Origin of the sequence: Vibrio sp. R-1, from assembly GCF_035615595.1 — a bacterium.
GTDB classification, from domain to species: Bacteria; Pseudomonadota; Gammaproteobacteria; order Enterobacterales; family Vibrionaceae; genus Vibrio; species Vibrio cholerae.
Genome location: NZ_WPDC01000003.1, coordinates 34,673 through 52,049, shown reverse-complemented (window position 1 = coordinate 52,049; position 17,377 = coordinate 34,673). Strand labels below are relative to the sequence as shown.

Sequence of the window (17,377 nt, the reverse complement as noted above, 5' to 3'; positions counted from 1 at the left end):
TTGATGATTGAGCTACATCTGCTTGTGCATCACATCGCCGATTTGAATACTGTAGGCGAGCTCAGGTTGATCCACGGTTAATTCCGCTTCGTGTTCATATACACGAGACACGGTAAGCGTAATCTCACTTTGGGTGACTTTGTTACGCGGCAACCCTTGTTGGTCGATAAAGGCTCCGGTGTGCCAGAGGCTGAGCTTGTCACCTTGTTTAACACCGTGAATACGACCAAGATCCATGGTGGCTGTGGTTCCAAATTTCGCCACAATTTGCGGTAACGTGATCTTACAAGAAATTTCCGATTCAAGATCGAGCATAATGTTGCGGCTCACACGCAGCATCATTTCACCATAAGTCGATGCCCAGAAACGTGCACTACGCGTATCAATTTGGCTGGTTTTAGGAAACGGCCAGCGTGCAACTTCACGGTAAGTGCGTGTCATCACTTCATTGCCTGTTTTGCCATCAAACACACTGATTTCCATCGCAAACTGGCGATTGATGATGTCATCTTGCAGCGTTTTTTGCTCTATGGTGGCGGTTAAATCAGTGATCATGCCGCCCATGATGTACTGCGCTCCAGCATCTTGCGCGATCATCTTGATCCGCTCCGGTGCTTTAGGGTCAATATCGTATTGGGTTGTGCCGACCGAGACAAAGCTGCGAGATTCTTGCTCTAAGCGACGATTAATCACCTGCGCAAAATCATCACCGACCTGATAGATCTGTCCCATCACTGCTTGCTGAGGGGAGGCCAGATCAATATTGCCGATCAACATGGTTTTTTTGTATTGCTCAACGTGGCAAGCCGTTGCCGATGGGTAAATATCAATGCGGGTGCGCACGTACATCACATTGTTAATCGCTTTGCGTTCTTCAATCAGGATGTAGCGTACCTCATGGTTAGCAAACAGGTATTCTCGACGATCAGACTCCAAGAGCGGCATCAAATTGCTAATGCTGCCAATATCTGCCCCGGCAAAATTTACCGCTTTATACAGCGCATCTTCTAAGGCGTGTAAGCGGGCGACCTCTTCGGAAGAAACAATAGCGGCAGAGCCTGTCACTTCATACCAAGCTGCATGAGCCGATGGAAGTTGAAGCATCATCCAAAGTGCTGAAATGATAGATAAAATATTTTTTTTCATCGTAAGGTCCCAAGTGGGTATAAATTTTGCTTTTCAAATCCTAACTGATGTAGGCATTGCAATTCTGAATCAATAACCGTTTAAGAAAAGCAAGGAGCGTTCCAGTTTAATCGAGTGAGAAGCTGAAATGCGCGCCATAGTATATCTGGAGATGAAGAGAATGAAAAAATGGCTTTCCTTAGTACCCGTCGTTTTACTGACTTCGTGTGCATACGCCCCGATTTATAACGGCAAAGAGCCATACAATGGTTCACAGTTTATGTTGATGGAGAGTCCTCGTCACACATTGGATTTCTTTGTTGAGAGCATGACGGAAGATTTGATGCTCTCGAATACCAGTATTACTGCTCGTACGCCAATTGCGGTGACTTCGTTTGTCGATCTGCAAAATATGGATACCACTAACTGGCTCGGTAACTCGGTCTCGGAAGGATTCATTCACCAGTTTCAGCGTCGTGGATTTAAAGTGGTGGATTTTAAAACCACAGGTTCAATCCAAGTGACGCAGCAGGGCGATTTTGCCTTTAGCCGCGACTGGAAAAACCTTTCTTCAGAGCAAGAAGTCCAGTACGTACTGACAGGAACTATGCTGCGCCAAGAAGGCGGGGTGATAGTGAATGCTCGTGTAGTTGGCATGCACTCACGAATTGTTGTGGCCACGGCACAAGGTTTCTTGCCTGCCGATCGTATCGGCCGAGATTTGGATACGCTCAACAGTATTCGTACCCAAGATGGAGTGTTGATCCGCTCAGATCCAACCATCACTCAGCCGTACACCGTGATTTTACGTCCATAGGAGAACGATGATGAAATCTAGCTTACTACTCCTAGTGGCAGCCTTAGTGATGACGGGATGCCAACCCTTGCAAAGCATGCGCCCTGATGATTGGTTAACGGCGGTTGGCTATGCCAATATCAGCGAGCAGAGAGGGCGTGATGAGGCCGAGAAGCAAGTGCGTGCGATGCGTGCTTCTAAAATTGATGCTTACCGCGAGCTTGCTGAGCAGGTGTATGGTATGCGCATCAGTGGTCGTGCTGAGTTACAAGATCAACGTCTTGGTACAGAGTTGACGGCAGGTGCGGTCGATGGTGTGATTCGCGGTGCTGAAGTGGTACGCAGTTATAAGGTTGGGGACAGCTATGTCACTGAACTGAGGCTTGATATTCGCAAGATGGACAAGATGCGTGATTACGGAGAAGTTCAACAAGTTCCCGAAAAACGACAAATGACCCTATTCTAGCGCTCACCTCTTCATCTCCCAGAACGTAAAAAGCGGCAATGATTGCCGCTTTTTTGCTTGTTAAGTCTTACTGATTTGTTTGAGTGCTTCGCTTTAAGAGACTCTCTCATCATGCTTTGATATTGGTACCCAAGGTTGAAATAGTATGGGTTTTCCCGGTCGCGCTGTAAGTCATACCAATCTTGCCATGACTTTGTTGCATCAGGTTATTGAGTTTATTGAAGCTCAATTGCGCGCGGGCCAAAGCATCGCCATTAATCAGGTTGGCTTGCTGGCAATCCATGATGATACTGCGGATTTGACTCACCAACTCATTGAGATAAGCATCTTCAGTCAGGCTCGCGACATGCGGATGTTTCGCAATGCGTTGGTCAGTTTGCTGTAATTGATTGACTAAGGTGAGTTTCTGTTTAGCAATGGATTCGATATCGACAGAGATTCGGCTGGTGATCGCAACTTTCTCCGCTTCGAGTACGGTCACGAGTTCTTGCGCATTTTTCAGTTGAAACTCAACCAAGTCTTTTAATGCTGCCATCGCCAAATCGCCTATACATTACAGTGGGATCATCACTCTTTGTTCGTCACTTTTTCGTTATAACAACATACTCATCGGTGACGCACGCTGGGGACACGTTAGGTTAGAAGCCGCCCAGTTCTTTTTCGAATTTGATCATGTTATCGGCCAGTTTTTCAGGGTCAACCACATAAGAGCCGTTAGCAATCGCTTCTTTGATTGCGGCGACTTTTGCGCTGTCAAAACTGGGTCTTGAAGCCATTTCACTATGCATTTCGCCAATGGCTTTACTTTGTGAGCTCAGCGATACCGCATCTTGACCACTTGCCGATGAGCGTGATACCGCCCCGGATTGAGTGGAAGAGTTGCTGGCATCAGAAGAACGCACATTGGTGCGGCTGGTCGTGTTTAACGACTGTCCTGCGCGTATGTTATCAATACCTGCCATAAATGAGCCTTTTCAATAAACTTTAACGTGTACTGTCAATATCGACCACACAGGTCGAAACTTTAGCGACTTTTTTAACCAAACAGAAAATCACTTGGCACCAGTTTTTCTGATAAGCAAGGTAGAGCTATCAAAACGCGACGGTGACCTCACCAACACCACTGACTTGCGCATCAATTATACGGTTAGATTTGTCATTTTTCACTTTTATCTGCTCTCCCACGACACCATCGGACATCGCCGTCCCTTTGGTTGTGATCGACATACCAGATTTTCCCGCTCGGATGACAACACTTTCATTTCGACACACGATGCACACATCGTTCAGTTCAATCACATCACCCACACGAATATTTTTTTTGATTTTTGCACCAATCACGTTTTCAGGAGTGGAAAAACCTTGCCGCCGGAAACGCAGCAGGTCTACCATACTTAACGTAACATCTTGTGCGGAAATCATTTGTCCCCGACTTAATGGGGTTGCCGCAGTGATAAGTGGGATAGTGATCGTCAGACGAACCGGCACATAAACACGCCAGTTATCCGGTTTACACTCCACCAATACGGTGATGTTGGCCGCAGAACCATTGCTGGATGATGAATTTGTTGTGAGAGGTTCCGGACAATCGGTCGCGAATAGACGATCGTCTATATTGGCAGCATTGACCACCAACTCACCGCCAGCAGGCATATCCACCGTGCTCAGCACATGATTTTCGGCGGCTTCTTTGATCATTGAAAGCTGTTCCGGCGTGGCTCCATTGGCCGCTAGACTAAAGAAAAATAATAAAAAGCCGATAAAGCTATAAAATATTTCACAGAAAGCTCTACACTTAGTTATGAAATGCGAATGGAGATCGATCTTCGGATGCATTTTTCGTTTCTCTGGTTTCTTCATAGCCTGTAGTAGACTATCACTTTTTTTGGATAAAAGTTTGAGATGGAGATGAGCTTATGACGGGTATTCTTGATTCTGTGAATCAGCGTACGCAACTCGTCGGTCAAAACCGATTAGAACTATTAACTTTCCGTCTTAACGGCCGTCAACGATACGGTATTAACGTTTTCAAAGTTAAAGAAGTCCTGCAATGTCCTAAATTGACCTCAATGCCTAATTTGCACCGCTTAGTAAAAGGGGTTGCTCATATTCGTGGCCAAACGGTCTCTGTGATTGACATGAGCCTTGCCGTTGGTGGTCGTCCGACGACGGACGTGGATAAAAGTTTCGTGGTCATCGCGGAATTTAACCGTACTATTCAAGCATTTCTGGTGAGCTCGGTTGAGCGTATCATTAACATGCGTTGGGAAGCGATATTACCGCCTCCGAATGGGACAGGGAAAAGTAACTATTTGACGGCTGTAACCAATATCGATAATGAATTGGTTGAGATCATCGACGTTGAAAAGATCTTGGCTGAAATCACGCCAGTTAACGAAGATATGGACAGCTCAATCGGTGAACAAATAGCCCAAGTTGAGCAGGAAAAAGAGTTTGTTCGTCGCATTTTGATTGCGGACGACTCCAGCGTGGCACGTAAACAGGTGCAACGTGCGATTGAGTCCCTAGGGTTTGAAGTTATCTCGACACAAGATGGTAAAGTTGCATACGATAAGCTAGTTGAGATGTTGAACGATGGGCCAATTAGTAATCAGATTTCTTTGGTTATCTCCGATATTGAAATGCCAGAGATGGATGGCTATACCTTGACTGCGGAAATCCGTCGTCATAACGAGCTCAAAGATCTTTATGTTATTTTGCACTCTTCATTGAGTGGCGTGTTCAACCAAGCCATGGTTGAGAGAGTTGGGGCAAATGCGTTTATTGCGAAATTTAACCCTGATGAGCTTGGTAATGCGGTGAAAGCTGCGCTAGTTAAATAAAGAGAATTGAATGACTGCTATAACGATTAGCGACCAAGAGTATCGCGACTTTTGCCGATTTCTGGAATCTCAGTGCGGAATTGTACTGGGTGACAGCAAGCAGTATTTGGTGCGAAGTCGTCTAAGTCCACTCGTCACCAAATTCAAGTTAAGTTCGTTGTCTGACTTGTTGCGGGATGTCGTGACAGGACGAAATCGCGATCTGCGCGTAGCAGCGGTTGACGCCATGACAACCAACGAAACCTTATGGTTTCGAGATTCCTACCCATTTACGGTTTTAGCTGACAAATTATTGCCAGAAATGGCGGCAAATAAACGACCGATAAAAATCTGGTCGGCGGCCAGTTCATCAGGCCAAGAGCCGTACTCCATGGCGATGACGATTTTAGAAGTGCAGCAAAAACGTCCGGGATTGTTGCCGAGCGTGTCAATTACTGCCACAGATATTTCAGCCAGTATGTTAGATATGTGCCGAGCCGGGATTTATGACAACTTAGCTTTAGGCCGTGGTTTATCTCCTGAGCGTCGTCGAGTGTTTTTCGAAGATGCTGGGGATGGCCGGATGAAGGTGAAGGATAACGTAAAACGTTTAGTGAACTTCCGTCCGCAAAACTTAATGGAAAGTTACTCCTTGCTGGGTAAGTTTGACATCATTTTTTGCCGTAACGTGCTGATCTATTTCTCGCCAGATATGAAATCTAAAGTGCTTAATCAGATGGCGGCAAGTTTGAACCCCGGCGGCTATTTACTGTTAGGGGCATCCGAATCCCTGACAGGGCTGACGGATAAGTTTGAAATGGTACGTTGTAACCCCGGTATCATCTATAAACTCAAATAAAGAAATCAATCCATCTCATTTTGCCCGGTTTCTACCGGGCTTTTTCTTTTCTTTCAGACTCTAATGAACAGGAACGCCTTTTTCTTGCAAGGAATCGGTTTGGCGTGGAGTTTGCTAAATATTATCCATCTTGCTGCTAATCGTTCCTGTTTTGAAAGTTGGTACGCTAATTGCAAATAATTTCAGCAGTAACGGTCAGTTCTTATCGAAGAGGTAAACATGGCTATTTCTTTTGACAGAGCCCTAGGTATTCACCAACACACGGTGGGCGTACGTGAGCGCAACTCTGAGGTGATTGCCACCAATATTGCGCAGGCCAATACGCCGGGATTTAAGGCAAAAGGAATGGACTTCCAGAAGGCATTGCAAGCGGCAAGTTCGGGGGCAAGCATTAGTCTTAGCCGTACCGATAGTCGGCATATTCCTGCCTCTTCAACGGTGAGTGGGGAAATTCTTTACCGCGTACCGACACAGCCGGATACCGGTGATGGCAATACGGTGGATGTAGACTTGGAGCGTAACTTGTTTATGCAAAACCAAATCCGTCACCAAGCGTCACTGGATTTTCTCGGCAGTAAATTTAAGAACTTAACCAAGTCGCTTAAAGGGGAGTAGATAGATGAGCTTATTCAGCGTATTTAATGTCACAGGTTCTGCGATGAGCGCCGAGTCGGTTCGTCTCAATACGACCTCAAGTAATCTGGCCAATGCCGATAGTATTAGTAGTTCAGCGAAAGATACTTACAAAGCTCGTCACGCAGTATTTGGTGCAGAGTTGAGTAAAGCGCGTTTCAACCGCGATCCCAATGTGCCGGTGAAGGTTTTGGGGATTGTGGAAAGTGATAAACCGCTGGTCGCTGAATTTAATCCAGAACATCCACTTGCCAATGATGAAGGCTATATCTACAAGCCCAACGTCAATGTGATGGAAGAGATGGCCAATATGATTTCTGCCTCTCGTTCTTATCAAACCAACGTGCAGGTGGCGGATGCCAGTAAACAGATGCTGCTGCGTACGCTGCAGATGGGTCAATAAGGATAAGGAGTTAACGTATGGCCGGAGTCAATAATGTTGGTCAAAGCGGCTTGTCCTATATTGATCAGCTTAAAGCTCTTCAAGAGCAGAAAAAGCCGGATGAAACCACAGGGCAGAAATCCCTGAAACAAGAAGACTTTCTTTCTTTGCTGACCAAGCAGTTAGCACAGCAAGATCCGTTCAAACCCGTGAGTAACGATCAGATGATTGCGCAGATGGCTTCATTTGCGACCGTTGATGGCATTGGCAAGATGAACACTCAGTTTGAGAGTCTCAACTCATCAATGACCTCTAACCAAGCGCTGCAAGCGTCATCACTGGTAGGGCGTGACGTGCTAGTGCCGGGGGCGGCAGGAATGAAAAAGCCTGATGGCGGTATGGCGGCAATGGTGAAACTGCCGCAGTCGATCGATAACTTGTTCATCCGTATTGAGAATGAAGCTGGTCAATTGGTACGAACCTTTGACGTCGGTGCCAAATCTTCTGGTGATAACCGCGTTGAATGGGATGGAAAAGATCAGAACGGTAATCCGTTGCCGGGTGGCAAATACAAAGTGAAAGCGTCTGGCTTGCTGGATGGAGAGAGTAAAGAGTTTGAAGTCTCCACGTATGCGAACGTCAACAGCGTTTTGTTAGGCAAAGGCGATGGTAACGTACTACTCAATCTGGCTGGTTTTGATGCACCAGTTCGACTTGCTGAAGTACTTGAAGTAGGCAAAGCGTGATAGCGCTAGCTAGATAGGAGAATTACTCATGTCATATGTCTCTCTTAGTGGTTTATCCGCCGCGCAGATGGATTTAAATACCACCAGTAACAACATTGCGAACGCCAATACGTTTGGTTTTAAAGAGTCGCGTGCCGAATTTGGTGATGTGTATTCCACCTCACTCTTTACTAACGCGAAGACGACACCAGGGCAAGGTGTGCAAGCGGCCAAAGTGGCACAGCAGTTCCACGAAGGTTCTAGCATCTATACCAATAACCCACTGGATTTGCGTATCGCGGGTACGGGCTTCTTCGCTGTCGCGAAAGATCGCCTAGTTCCACAGCAAAATGAGCTGACTCGTAACGGCGCATTCCACTTGGATAAAAATAGCTTCATGGTCACAGCGAATGATGAGTTCCTGCTGGGTTATGAAGTAAACCCTGATACGGGTGATGTCTTATCTTATGAGCCTAAGCCAATTAATATTCCGCCGCAGTTCGGTAAACCGAAACAGACCGCGAATATTGACTTAGGAGCAAACTTGCCTGCTAACGGTGATCTCAAAGACCCTGCGCTGTTTGATATTACCGACCCTGAGACTTATAACCGTACGACCTCATCGACCATTTACGATTCTATGGGGCAACCTTATAAGTTAACGACGTATTACTTGAAAGATATGAATCAAGCTAATACATGGCAAACGTACTACACCGTCACTGACAAAACCGGTGAAAAGCCGATTAACGTTGTCGGTGGTGATGCGGCAAGTCCAACAGGCCACGTGGGACATACCATGCGTTTTAACAATGATGGTACGTTGGCGAGCCTAAACAACGGTCAACCAATTGTGACTGAGCCACTGGGGGGCGGTGCCAATCCGGTCGACCTGAACGGAGCTGATGTAAATCAAACGTTGTCATTTAAGTTAGATACGGCGACTCAGTTTGCCGCGCCTTTCGAGTTGACCAAGTTTGATCAAGATGGTGCGACGACAGGCTTCCTGACGAAGATCGACTTTGATGAAAATGGTAGCGTACTGGCTACTTACTCAAACGGCATTAACACCACTCTAGGCCGTGTTGCGCTGGTGCGTGTTGCGAACGAGCAAGGACTGGACAAAAAAGGTGGTACTCAGTGGGATGCTACTCAGTTCTCGGGCGCGAAAATCTGGGGTGAATCGAATAAAGGTTCGTTTGGGTCGATCAGTAATGGTTCATTAGAGCAGTCGAACATCGATATGACGCAAGAGCTGGTGGATTTGATTTCCGCTCAGCGTAACTTCCAAGCCAACTCACGTGCTCTAGAAGTACACAACGGTCTGCAACAAAATATCCTGCAGATTCGTTAATCCTCTTCAACCCCATTAAGCGGCGGCAATGCGGCTTAATGGGGTTGCCTCTTTGCCCCCTTGCCGCGGCAAATACGCTTATTTCCCTCAGGTTTCTCATCTATCAGCTTGTTCTATAAGGAATAATTAAGTTGGCATGCTGCTTGCTTTAACTGCTCTAACTAACGATTTGGGAGCAGATTATGGACCGCGCATTGTTTCTTGCCATGAGTGGCGCAAAACAAAACATGCAAGCGATGCAGCTACGGGCAAACAACTTAGCTAACGTCAGCACGACGGGATTTCGTGCCGATTTAGCGCAAGCTCGTTCTATGCAGGCTTACGGTGAAGGGCTCCCAAGTCGCGTCTTCAGTATGACTGAGCGTCCGGGGCATAACTTTGCCCAAGGCAGTGTGATCACGACAGGTCGCGATCTCGATATCACGATTCAAGGTGATGGCTGGATTTCTGTGCTGGATAAAACTGGCAAAGAGGGACTGACTCGTAACGGCAACTTACGAATCGATGAAACGGGGCTGCTGCTTAACGGCAATGGGCATCCGGTTTTAGGCGAAACGGGGGCTCCGATTACCTTGCCTGTGCCGCTAAACAAAGTCGAAATCGGCGGTGATGGTACCATCTCTGTTCGTCCGCAGGGTGCCCCGGCTGATGCGATGGAAGTGGTGGATCGAATCAAGCTGGTTCGCCTCAATGACCAGTCACTGTTTAAAGACGTGAATGGTTTATTTCGCGCGACCGATCCCAACACTCAGTTTGAGGCCGACGCCAGCGTAAAAATTCTCACGGGTGCCCTTGAAGGGAGCAACGTGAATGCGATAGGTGAAATGACCAGCCTTATCGACTTGCAACGTCAGTTCGAAATGCAAGTCAAGATGATGAGCACAGCGGAAGAGATGGACAAAGCTTCCGATTCACTGCTTCGCAGTAGCTAATTTAAGGTAGGAGTTAGGTATGCAACCAGCACTATGGGTCAGTAAGACCGGCTTAGATGCCCAACAAACCAACATTGCAACGATTTCCAACAACCTTGCCAACGCCTCAACCATTGGCTTTAAAAAAGGGCGGGCGGTGTTTGAAGATCTGTTTTACCAAAACATTAACCAGCCGGGAGCACAATCCTCGCAAAACACTCGCTTGCCGAGTGGTTTGATGTTAGGCGCGGGCTCTAAGGTCGTGGCAACCCAAAAGGTACACACGAACGGTAACGTACAAACGACCTCCAACAGTTTGGACATGATGATTGAAGGCGACGGTTTTTTCCAAATTCTGATGCCAGATGGCAACATTGCCTATAGCCGAAATGGTCAGTTCACCTTGGATGATGAAGGCGCGATTGTGACCTCTGGTGCGGGCTACCGTTTACAACCTGAAATCATCATTCCCGAAGACGCTATCTCCATCACGATTGGTAATGATGGTGAAGTGTCGGTTCGTGTCCGTGGGCAGCAGGATAACCAAGTACTGGGGCAGATCACTACGGTTGATTTCATTAACCCCGGCGGTTTAGAGCCGGTTGGACAAAACCTTTACCTACCAACCGGAGCCAGTGGTGAGCCACAAGAAGGGGTTCCGGGCTTGGATGGTTTGGGGGATATTCGTCAATCTATGCTCGAAACCTCGAACGTGAATGTGACGGAAGAGTTGGTCAACATGATTGAAGCGCAGCGTGTGTACGAGATGAACTCTAAAGTTATCTCCGCCGTCGATAAGATGATGAGCTTCGTTAACCAACAACTGTAATTGCTAACTAAGAGATGGCCGCGATGAAACGTCTACTTGCTTCTAGCTTATTGATTCTGCTCTCAGGTTGTAGCTTGATGCAGCCACCGATTGAATCTGCTGAAACCATTCAAGGTACCACGACGGTAGATGCGGTTGAGGGAGACAAATCTGAGAGTAACTCGGGTTTGACCGATGCGCTGCGCAATCGTACTGACCCCGTTGCGGGCGATCCCGCATGGGCACCTATTCATCCGAAAGGTAAGCCTGAGCATTACGCGGCGGAAACGGGCTCGCTGTTTAATTTGGCGAGCAGCAGTAGCATGTATGACGATTCTAAACCACGTGGTGTGGGTGACATCATTACCGTGACTCTCAATGAAAGCACCAAAGCGGCCAAAAGTGCGGATGCGGATCTGAACAAGAAAAATGATGCTTCGATGGATCCGCTGGCAGTCGGCGGCAAAGATTTGACCATCGGGGATTACAATTTCTCTTACGCGCTGAAAAACGACAATAAGTTTTCAGGGAGCGCCGCTGCTAATCAAAGTAACAGTATGTCAGGCTCGATTACGGTGGAAGTGATTGAAGTGTTAGCGAATGGTAACTTAGTGATCCGCGGTGAAAAATGGCTCACTCTGAACACGGGTGATGAGTACATTCGTCTCAGTGGCACAATCCGTCCGGATGATATCGACTTCGACAATACGATTGCTTCTAACCGCATTTCCAATGCGCGAATTCAATATTCTGGCACTGGAACCAACCAAGATATGCAAGAACCCGGATTCTTGGCACGATTTTTTAATGTCTCTTTATAAGTCGAGCCGCTGGGCTAGTTTATTGACAGCATAGTGAACGGTGAGGCCCTTTGGCCTCATTGTTGTTTTAGAGAGTAAGGTACATCCGCCATGAGAAAATTCACGATTTTATTGATGTTGCTGCTGGCTTCCAGTGCGCAAGCTGCACGGATCAAAGATGTCGCGCAGGTTGCGGGCGTTCGTAACAACCAATTGGTCGGATACGGCTTGGTCACCGGTTTGCCGGGGACTGGCGAGTCGACACCTTTTACTGATCAAAGTTTTAACGCCATGCTGCAAAGTTTCGGCATTCAATTGCCTCCCGGCACCAAGCCAAAAACCAAAAACGTTGCCGCTGTGATCGTCACCGCCGATCTGCCCGCGTTTTCTAAGCAAGGTCAAACCATCGATATCACTGTCTCTTCAATTGGATCGGCAAAAAGTTTGCGTGGCGGTACCTTGATGCAAACTTTCCTGAAAGGTTTGGATGGGCAAGTTTACGCGGTGGCACAAGGTAACTTAGTGGTGAGTGGTTTTAGTGCAACCGGTGCGGATGGTTCAAAAATTGTTGGTAACAACCCGACTGTGGGCATGATTTCCAGTGGCGCGATTGTTGAGCGCGAAGTGCCTAACCCATTTGGCCGTGGTGATTACATTACGTTTAACCTGTTTGAATCTGATTTCACGACAGCGCAGCGTTTAGCCGATGCAGTGAACCAGTTCTTGGGCCCCCAAATGGCTTCGGCGGTGGATGCGGCCTCAATCAAGGTACGTGCTCCGCGCGATCTCAGCCAGCGTGTTGCCTTCCTCTCTGCAATTGAGAACCTTGAATTCAATCCTGCAGACAGTGCGGCGAAAATTATCGTTAACTCACGTACGGGCACCATAGTGGTTGGGCAGAATGTACGCCTCAAACCAGCCGCGGTCACTCACGGTGGGATGACGGTAGCGATCAAAGAAAACTTAAGCGTCAGCCAGCCTAATGCACTGGGTGGCGGTCAGACGGTGGTCGTGCCAAACACAGAAATAGAAGTCACTGAAAAACAGGGCAAAATGTTTAAGTTAGAGCCGGGGGTCACTTTAGATGATCTGGTGCGTGCGGTTAACGAAGTGGGTGCAGCCCCTTCCGATTTAATGGCGATTTTGCAAGCGCTGAAACAAGCGGGCGCGATTGAAGGCCAACTGATCATTATTTAAGGAGCCAGCCATGATTAATAATCCCAATGACATTGGCTTTATCCAAGATATCGCCGGACTCGACAAGTTACGCCAAAAGGCGGTGAATGGTGATGAAAATGCCGGACAGTCTGCGCTAACCGCAGCGGCTCGTCAGTTTGAATCGATCTTCACTTCCATGATGCTCAAATCCATGCGTGATGCGAATAGTGACTTTAAATCCGATCTGATGAGTAGCCAGAATGAAGATCTTTATCGCCAGATGCTGGATGAACAGATGGCGAGTGAGTTCAGTTCCTCAGGTTCGCTTGGCTTGGCCGATATGATCGTTGCCCAGCTTTCGACCGGACAAACGGCGAGCGAGCAAAAAGGGGAGGATGGCTTCCAAGAAGCCATGCGCCGTGTGGAACATGCACGTAAAACGGCCAGTGAGCGTAGCAATGAAGACTTGGTGGCGGCGGTGTATCCGCTGCGTAAAACACAAGCGGTTCAATCGACGCAGTTTGACTCTCGCCATTCGTTTGTTACTAAGCTCAAACCTTATGCGGATAAAGCGGCACGCATGCTCGGGGTCGATTCTTCCTTGTTGATTGCTCAAGCGGCACTGGAAACAGGCTGGGGGCAAAAAATGGTCAAAAATGCCCGTGGCAACAGCAATAACCTCTTTAACATCAAAGCCGATCGCAGCTGGCAGGGGGATAAAGTCGCAACCCAAACTTTGGAATATCACAACAATGTTCCAGTGGTGGAGAAAGCGGCATTTCGCTCTTATGCGAGCTTTGATGAAAGCTTTAACGACTATGTTCGCTTCTTGGAAAACAATCCACGTTATACCAATGCGTTGGATCATGGCGGAAACAGTGAACGCTTTATCCACGGTATCCACCGTGCTGGATACGCGACCGACCCGCAATACGCCGACAAGGTGCTGCGCGTAAAAGCGCAAATCGATCAAATGAATCTGTTATAAATCGCCCGCCGGAATATTTCCGGCGGCACTCTTTCACGCCCGCAATCTTTTCAGCTTGCCAATCCTAACTTGCTATTTTTATTAGAGTAAATCGAACCCATTCAATCTGGCATGCATATTGCTATTACTGTTTAGATTCAGTGAATTTTACTGATTAATATCGGTTTTCGGGGGCAGTATGGCGTCTGATCTTCTGAATGTGGGTACGCAAAGCGTACTGACGGCTCAGAGACAACTCAATACCACAGGTCATAACATTTCCAATGTTAATACAGAGGGTTACAGCCGTCAGTCTGTGATCCAAGGGACCAATGCGCCTCGCCAATACGGCGGTGAAACCTATGGTATGGGTGTGCATGTGGAAAATGTTCGCCGCTCGTGGGATCAATTTGCCGTTAAAGAGCTGAATATTGCCTCTACCGATTACGCTTTTAAGCGAGATACCGAAGAAAATCTCGATATGCTGTCTAAGCTGCTTTCCTCTGTGGCTTCGAAGAAAATTCCTGAAAACCTCAATGAGTGGTTTGATTCAGTAAAAAGTTTGGCTGATTCGCCCAATGATCTGGGTGCCCGTAAAGTGGTGCTCGAAAAAGCCAAGCTCATTTCACAAAATCTGAATGACTTTCATGAGACGGTTCGTTTACAAAAAGACATTACCAACAAAGGGTTAGCTCTTGGCGTAGAACGCATCAACCAACTGGCGTTGGAAATTCGTGATTTGCAACGTTTGATGATGCGCGTACCAGGGCCACATAACGATTTGATGGATAAGCATGAAAAGCTGGTATCCGAACTGTCGCAATACACCAAAGTCACGGTCACGCAAAGAAAACATGGTGAAGGTTTCAACATTCATATCGGCAACGGCCACACTTTGGTTTCCGGTACTGAAGCCAGCCAACTGAGAGTGATTGATGGTTTCCCGGATACCCAGCAACACCGTTTAGCCATGGTCGAAGGCAAGGCGCTCAAAGCCATCTCCGCACGTGATATTGGCGGCAAGATGGAAGCTATTTTAGATATGCGTGATGAGCACATTCCGTACTTGATGGATGAAGTCGGTCGTCTCGCACTCTCCTTTTCTCATGAAGTGAATACCTTACAGTCACAAGGTTTAGACCTACGTGGCAATGTGGGTAGCGCTCTGTTTACCGATGTCAATTTGGACGTCATTGCCCGCTCTCGTGTGGTGACCAACAGTAATTCTAAAGCCGATATGGCGGTATTTATTGAAGATGTTAGCCAGCTCAAAGGTGGCGAATACTCCATGCAGTACAACGGCAGTGAATTTGTGGTGACTTTGCCTTCAGGCCAACAAACCGTGTTGCCAGTGGTAAAAGGCAATGTGTATGTCGATGGCTTACGCGTAGAAGTACGTAACCCGCCCCAAGTCGGGGAGCGAATTTTGGTGCGCCCAACTCGTAACGGTGCCGCTGCCATTCGTTTAGCAACTGAAGATGCGACAAAAATTGCCGCACAGAGCTTTGAAGCTTCGACCACTTTTGCCCAAGGCAAAGCGAAATTTAAGATTTTACAAGCGGGGGATGTTCGCGAATTTGAAGTGATTGTCTCGCCAACCGGCGATCAATTCGCGGTGACCGATACCAAAGGCAATATTTTACTTCAGCCTCAGCCTTATCCGCCGACTGGGCCTGTGACCGTATTGGGCACGACCTTTGAGCTGACAGAAGGTGCGTTACCTAATGATAAGTTCACGGCAAACCTTGTCCCTTCAGAAGGGGATAACGGCAACTTGCGTAAAATGATCAACATTCAAACCGCAAAACGGATGAATGATAACGAGTCCACCATCATCGATCTTTACCACAACCTCAACACGGATGTGGGGCTAAAAATGGCCACCATGACGCGTTTGACCGATGTGGCAAGACTGGAGAAAGAGGCGGCGCAATCGCGCATCGCTTCGATTTCCGGTGTGAACCTTGATGAAGAAGCCGCCAACATGATGAAATTTCAGCAAGCTTATATGGCTTCCTCACGCATCATTCAGGCCTCGAACGACACTTTCAACACCATTTTGGCGTTGCGATAGGGAGATGGGTAAATGTTAAACCGAATCTCTAGCTTCCATAACTACCAAGCGGTTCAGAACGACATCCGTCGTCAGGAATCGAAAGTGTTTAATAACCAAGCGCAATTGGCGTCTGGTAAGAAGCTGTTGTCAGCGAGTGATAACCCACTGGCGACCCACTACATCCAAAACGTTGGGCAACAAGAAGAGCAGCTGCGTCAGTACCTAGATGCGATAGTGTTAGTCCGCAACCGTCTTGAGCATCAAGAAGTCATCATTGCTAACACCGAAGAGTTTTCTGACTCCGCAAAGCGCACTGTGATGGAGATGATCAACGGCTCATTGTCACCAGAAGATCGGGTGGCGCGTGCGCGCGTGTTGCAAGAAATGGCCAATAACTTTATTAACCTCGCCAACGTACAAGATGAATCCGGCAACTATATTTTTGCCGGTACCAAACCCAAAAATCAGCCCTTCTTTCGTGATAACCAAGGCAATGTGACCTACGCAGGGGATGATTATCAGCGCAAAATGAAGATCTCCAACAGCTTGGAAATTCCATTTAATAACCCAGGCAGCAAAGTGTTTATGGAGATCCCGAATCCTTTTGGCAGCTATGAGCCCAACTATGCGCTGCAAGAAGGTTCCGAGCTGCTCTTAGAGCGTGCAGTTAACCTCAATCCCGATGATACCGCATCCTATCGCGTAACATTTGTCGATATGCCGGAAGGCAAAAATGGCTATCAGTTAGAGCGCAATGGCAGCGTAGTGCAAGCGGGAGAGTTTGATGCGAAAACTGGCATCCAGTTTGAAGAGCTGAACATTCAGGTCAAAGGACAGATCAGCAAAGGGGATGCGATTGAGCTGACGCCTCGCACCACGTTTAGTGTGTTTGATACTTTCCGTGATGCGATTCGCTACGCCGAAGGGTCGGTATCGGATGCCTCGAATACGGCCAAACTGCATCAGTTAGTTGAAGAATTTCATACCGCCTTTATCCATCTCAATAAAACCAGAACGGATATTGGTGCGCGTTTGAGTACGCTCGATATTCAGGAAGAGCAGCACGAAGATTTCAAAATCAGCCTCGCGAAATCCAAAAGTACCTTTGAGGATCTGGATTACGCAGAAGCCGTGATTGAGTTCAACGAGAACTCGCGAGCCCTTGAGGCATCGCAGAAAGCCTTTGGTAAAACGAAAGATCTCACCCTTTTTAACTACATCTAACCTTCAATGCCTTATGCGCTTAAGCCATATGAGCGAAGTGAGTTGAGTAAAAAGTGGCGCGGAAGTTGCTAATACAACATTGAGCCTTGGTGAAAAGTTGTACAGGGTAACCAAAGCGGCAAGTCAGCGGCAAAATAGATTGCCGCTCACCGAAATCGGCAACTTTGAGTGGCTGATTGAATTAGATAGACAATGTAACTCATTGAAAATAAGCGATGTATATCACTGGGTGTCAAAGAAAATAAAGTTGGCACACTAATTGAATAAAGTACATCAGAGTTGTTGTAACCG

General features: G+C 47.4%; 19 protein-coding genes. 15 read left to right on the top strand and 4 right to left on the bottom strand.

Annotated features, from left to right (window positions below):
- Positions 1–12: 12 nt before the first annotated feature.
- Positions 13–1,146 (bottom strand): flagellar assembly protein FlgT, encoded by a 1,134-nt coding sequence (locus tag GOU96_RS01245; protein WP_000739493.1) that lies wholly within the window; start codon positions 1,144–1,146, stop codon positions 13–15.
- A 160-nt stretch (positions 1,147–1,306) separates the two neighbouring features.
- On the opposite strand from GOU96_RS01245, the gene GOU96_RS01240 reads away from it, so the two are divergent.
- Both GOU96_RS01240 and flgP read left to right on the top strand, forming a co-directional pair.
- Positions 1,307–1,942 (top strand): FlgO family outer membrane protein, encoded by a 636-nt coding sequence (locus tag GOU96_RS01240; protein ID WP_000759070.1) that lies wholly within the window; start codon positions 1,307–1,309, stop codon positions 1,940–1,942.
- Positions 1,943–1,949: 7 nt separating this feature from the next.
- Entirely contained in the window at positions 1,950–2,387 is a 438-nt protein-coding gene (flgP, locus tag GOU96_RS01235) for a flagellar assembly lipoprotein FlgP (protein ID WP_001885771.1), read from the top strand.
- 109 nt (positions 2,388–2,496) lie between these two features.
- Here the strand turns inward: flgP and GOU96_RS01230 are convergent, their stop codons facing one another.
- From GOU96_RS01230 to flgA, 3 genes are all read right to left on the bottom strand, one after another.
- On the bottom strand, positions 2,497–2,922 hold the full coding sequence (locus GOU96_RS01230; protein WP_000729365.1) for a flagella synthesis protein FlgN: 426 nt from the start codon (positions 2,920–2,922) through the stop codon (positions 2,497–2,499).
- A 103-nt stretch (positions 2,923–3,025) separates the two neighbouring features.
- Positions 3,026–3,349: a flagellar biosynthesis anti-sigma factor FlgM gene (gene flgM, locus GOU96_RS01225; RefSeq protein ID WP_000907265.1), complete on the bottom strand. Its 324-nt coding sequence runs from the start codon at positions 3,347–3,349 to the stop codon at positions 3,026–3,028.
- A gap of 130 nt (positions 3,350–3,479) precedes the next feature.
- On the bottom strand, positions 3,480–4,247 hold the full coding sequence (gene flgA / locus GOU96_RS01220) for a flagellar basal body P-ring formation chaperone FlgA (RefSeq protein ID WP_080285246.1): 768 nt from the start codon (positions 4,245–4,247) through the stop codon (positions 3,480–3,482).
- Positions 4,248–4,303: 56 nt separating this feature from the next.
- Here flgA and GOU96_RS01215 point away from each other — a divergent pair, with 56 nt between their 5' ends.
- The 13 genes from GOU96_RS01215 to flgL all read left to right on the top strand — a co-directional run bounded on the left by GOU96_RS01215 (position 4,304) and on the right by flgL (position 17,086).
- Positions 4,304–5,230: a chemotaxis protein CheV gene (locus GOU96_RS01215; RefSeq protein ID WP_000145787.1), complete on the top strand. Its 927-nt coding sequence runs from the start codon at positions 4,304–4,306 to the stop codon at positions 5,228–5,230.
- A gap of 10 nt (positions 5,231–5,240) precedes the next feature.
- Complete coding sequence (locus GOU96_RS01210) at positions 5,241–6,068, top strand: protein-glutamate O-methyltransferase (RefSeq protein ID WP_000125387.1); 828 nt, start codon at positions 5,241–5,243, stop codon at positions 6,066–6,068.
- Positions 6,069–6,287: 219 nt separating this feature from the next.
- A complete protein-coding gene (gene flgB, locus GOU96_RS01205) occupies positions 6,288–6,683 on the top strand; it encodes a flagellar basal body rod protein FlgB (protein ID WP_001007983.1) in 396 nt (131 codons plus the stop codon).
- Positions 6,684–6,687: 4 nt separating this feature from the next.
- Positions 6,688–7,104 carry a flagellar basal body rod protein FlgC gene (gene flgC / locus GOU96_RS01200; protein ID WP_000051919.1) on the top strand — a complete coding sequence of 139 codons (417 nt, stop codon included), beginning with the start codon at positions 6,688–6,690 and terminating at the stop codon, positions 7,102–7,104.
- Positions 7,105–7,121: 17 nt separating this feature from the next.
- Positions 7,122–7,829 (top strand): flagellar hook assembly protein FlgD, encoded by a 708-nt coding sequence (flgD, locus tag GOU96_RS01195; RefSeq protein ID WP_000929365.1) that lies wholly within the window; start codon positions 7,122–7,124, stop codon positions 7,827–7,829.
- A 28-nt stretch (positions 7,830–7,857) separates the two neighbouring features.
- Positions 7,858–9,162, top strand: a complete 1,305-nt coding sequence (gene flgE / locus GOU96_RS01190) for a flagellar hook protein FlgE (protein ID WP_000122824.1) — start codon at positions 7,858–7,860, stop codon at positions 9,160–9,162.
- A gap of 182 nt (positions 9,163–9,344) precedes the next feature.
- Positions 9,345–10,094 carry a flagellar basal-body rod protein FlgF gene (gene flgF / locus GOU96_RS01185; RefSeq protein ID WP_000373284.1) on the top strand — a complete coding sequence of 250 codons (750 nt, stop codon included), beginning with the start codon at positions 9,345–9,347 and terminating at the stop codon, positions 10,092–10,094.
- Between the two features lie 19 nt (positions 10,095–10,113).
- The gene (gene flgG, locus GOU96_RS01180; protein ID WP_001182097.1) at positions 10,114–10,902 is read left to right on the top strand and encodes a flagellar basal-body rod protein FlgG; all 789 of its coding nucleotides are present in this window, start codon (positions 10,114–10,116) and stop codon (positions 10,900–10,902) included.
- 23 nt (positions 10,903–10,925) lie between these two features.
- Positions 10,926–11,702, top strand: a complete 777-nt coding sequence (gene flgH / locus GOU96_RS01175; RefSeq protein ID WP_001911822.1) for a flagellar basal body L-ring protein FlgH — start codon at positions 10,926–10,928, stop codon at positions 11,700–11,702.
- A 90-nt stretch (positions 11,703–11,792) separates the two neighbouring features.
- Positions 11,793–12,878 (top strand): flagellar basal body P-ring protein FlgI, encoded by a 1,086-nt coding sequence (locus GOU96_RS01170; protein ID WP_001225052.1) that lies wholly within the window; start codon positions 11,793–11,795, stop codon positions 12,876–12,878.
- Between the two features lie 10 nt (positions 12,879–12,888).
- The gene (flgJ, locus tag GOU96_RS01165; RefSeq protein WP_000609502.1) at positions 12,889–13,827 is read left to right on the top strand and encodes a flagellar assembly peptidoglycan hydrolase FlgJ; all 939 of its coding nucleotides are present in this window, start codon (positions 12,889–12,891) and stop codon (positions 13,825–13,827) included.
- 178 nt (positions 13,828–14,005) lie between these two features.
- On the top strand, positions 14,006–15,880 hold the full coding sequence (flgK, locus tag GOU96_RS01160) for a flagellar hook-associated protein FlgK (protein ID WP_000135479.1): 1,875 nt from the start codon (positions 14,006–14,008) through the stop codon (positions 15,878–15,880).
- A gap of 12 nt (positions 15,881–15,892) precedes the next feature.
- Positions 15,893–17,086 carry a flagellar hook-associated protein FlgL gene (gene flgL / locus GOU96_RS01155; protein ID WP_001897485.1) on the top strand — a complete coding sequence of 398 codons (1,194 nt, stop codon included), beginning with the start codon at positions 15,893–15,895 and terminating at the stop codon, positions 17,084–17,086.
- Positions 17,087–17,377: the final 291 nt, after the last annotated feature.

Excerpts from the sequence above, each read along its gene's own strand:
- GOU96_RS01245 (WP_000739493.1), bottom strand. The coding sequence starts at position 1,146 with ATGAAAAAAAATATTTTATCTATCATTTCAGCACTTTGGATGATGCTT.
- GOU96_RS01240 (WP_000759070.1), top strand. The coding sequence starts at position 1,307 with ATGAAAAAATGGCTTTCCTTAGTACCCGTCGTTTTACTGACTTCGTGT.
- flgP (WP_001885771.1), top strand. The coding sequence starts at position 1,950 with ATGATGAAATCTAGCTTACTACTCCTAGTGGCAGCCTTAGTGATGACG.
- GOU96_RS01230 (WP_000729365.1), bottom strand. The coding sequence starts at position 2,922 with ATGGCAGCATTAAAAGACTTGGTTGAGTTTCAACTGAAAAATGCGCAA.
- flgM (WP_000907265.1), bottom strand. The coding sequence starts at position 3,349 with ATGGCAGGTATTGATAACATACGCGCAGGACAGTCGTTAAACACGACC.
- flgA (WP_080285246.1), bottom strand. The coding sequence starts at position 4,247 with ATGAAGAAACCAGAGAAACGAAAAATGCATCCGAAGATCGATCTCCAT.
- GOU96_RS01215 (WP_000145787.1), top strand. The coding sequence starts at position 4,304 with ATGACGGGTATTCTTGATTCTGTGAATCAGCGTACGCAACTCGTCGGT.
- GOU96_RS01210 (WP_000125387.1), top strand. The coding sequence starts at position 5,241 with ATGACTGCTATAACGATTAGCGACCAAGAGTATCGCGACTTTTGCCGA.
- flgB (WP_001007983.1), top strand. The coding sequence starts at position 6,288 with ATGGCTATTTCTTTTGACAGAGCCCTAGGTATTCACCAACACACGGTG.
- flgC (WP_000051919.1), top strand. The coding sequence starts at position 6,688 with ATGAGCTTATTCAGCGTATTTAATGTCACAGGTTCTGCGATGAGCGCC.
- flgD (WP_000929365.1), top strand. The coding sequence starts at position 7,122 with ATGGCCGGAGTCAATAATGTTGGTCAAAGCGGCTTGTCCTATATTGAT.
- flgE (WP_000122824.1), top strand. The coding sequence starts at position 7,858 with ATGTCATATGTCTCTCTTAGTGGTTTATCCGCCGCGCAGATGGATTTA.
- flgF (WP_000373284.1), top strand. The coding sequence starts at position 9,345 with ATGGACCGCGCATTGTTTCTTGCCATGAGTGGCGCAAAACAAAACATG.
- flgG (WP_001182097.1), top strand. The coding sequence starts at position 10,114 with ATGCAACCAGCACTATGGGTCAGTAAGACCGGCTTAGATGCCCAACAA.
- flgH (WP_001911822.1), top strand. The coding sequence starts at position 10,926 with ATGAAACGTCTACTTGCTTCTAGCTTATTGATTCTGCTCTCAGGTTGT.
- GOU96_RS01170 (WP_001225052.1), top strand. The coding sequence starts at position 11,793 with ATGAGAAAATTCACGATTTTATTGATGTTGCTGCTGGCTTCCAGTGCG.
- flgJ (WP_000609502.1), top strand. The coding sequence starts at position 12,889 with ATGATTAATAATCCCAATGACATTGGCTTTATCCAAGATATCGCCGGA.
- flgK (WP_000135479.1), top strand. The coding sequence starts at position 14,006 with ATGGCGTCTGATCTTCTGAATGTGGGTACGCAAAGCGTACTGACGGCT.
- flgL (WP_001897485.1), top strand. The coding sequence starts at position 15,893 with ATGTTAAACCGAATCTCTAGCTTCCATAACTACCAAGCGGTTCAGAAC.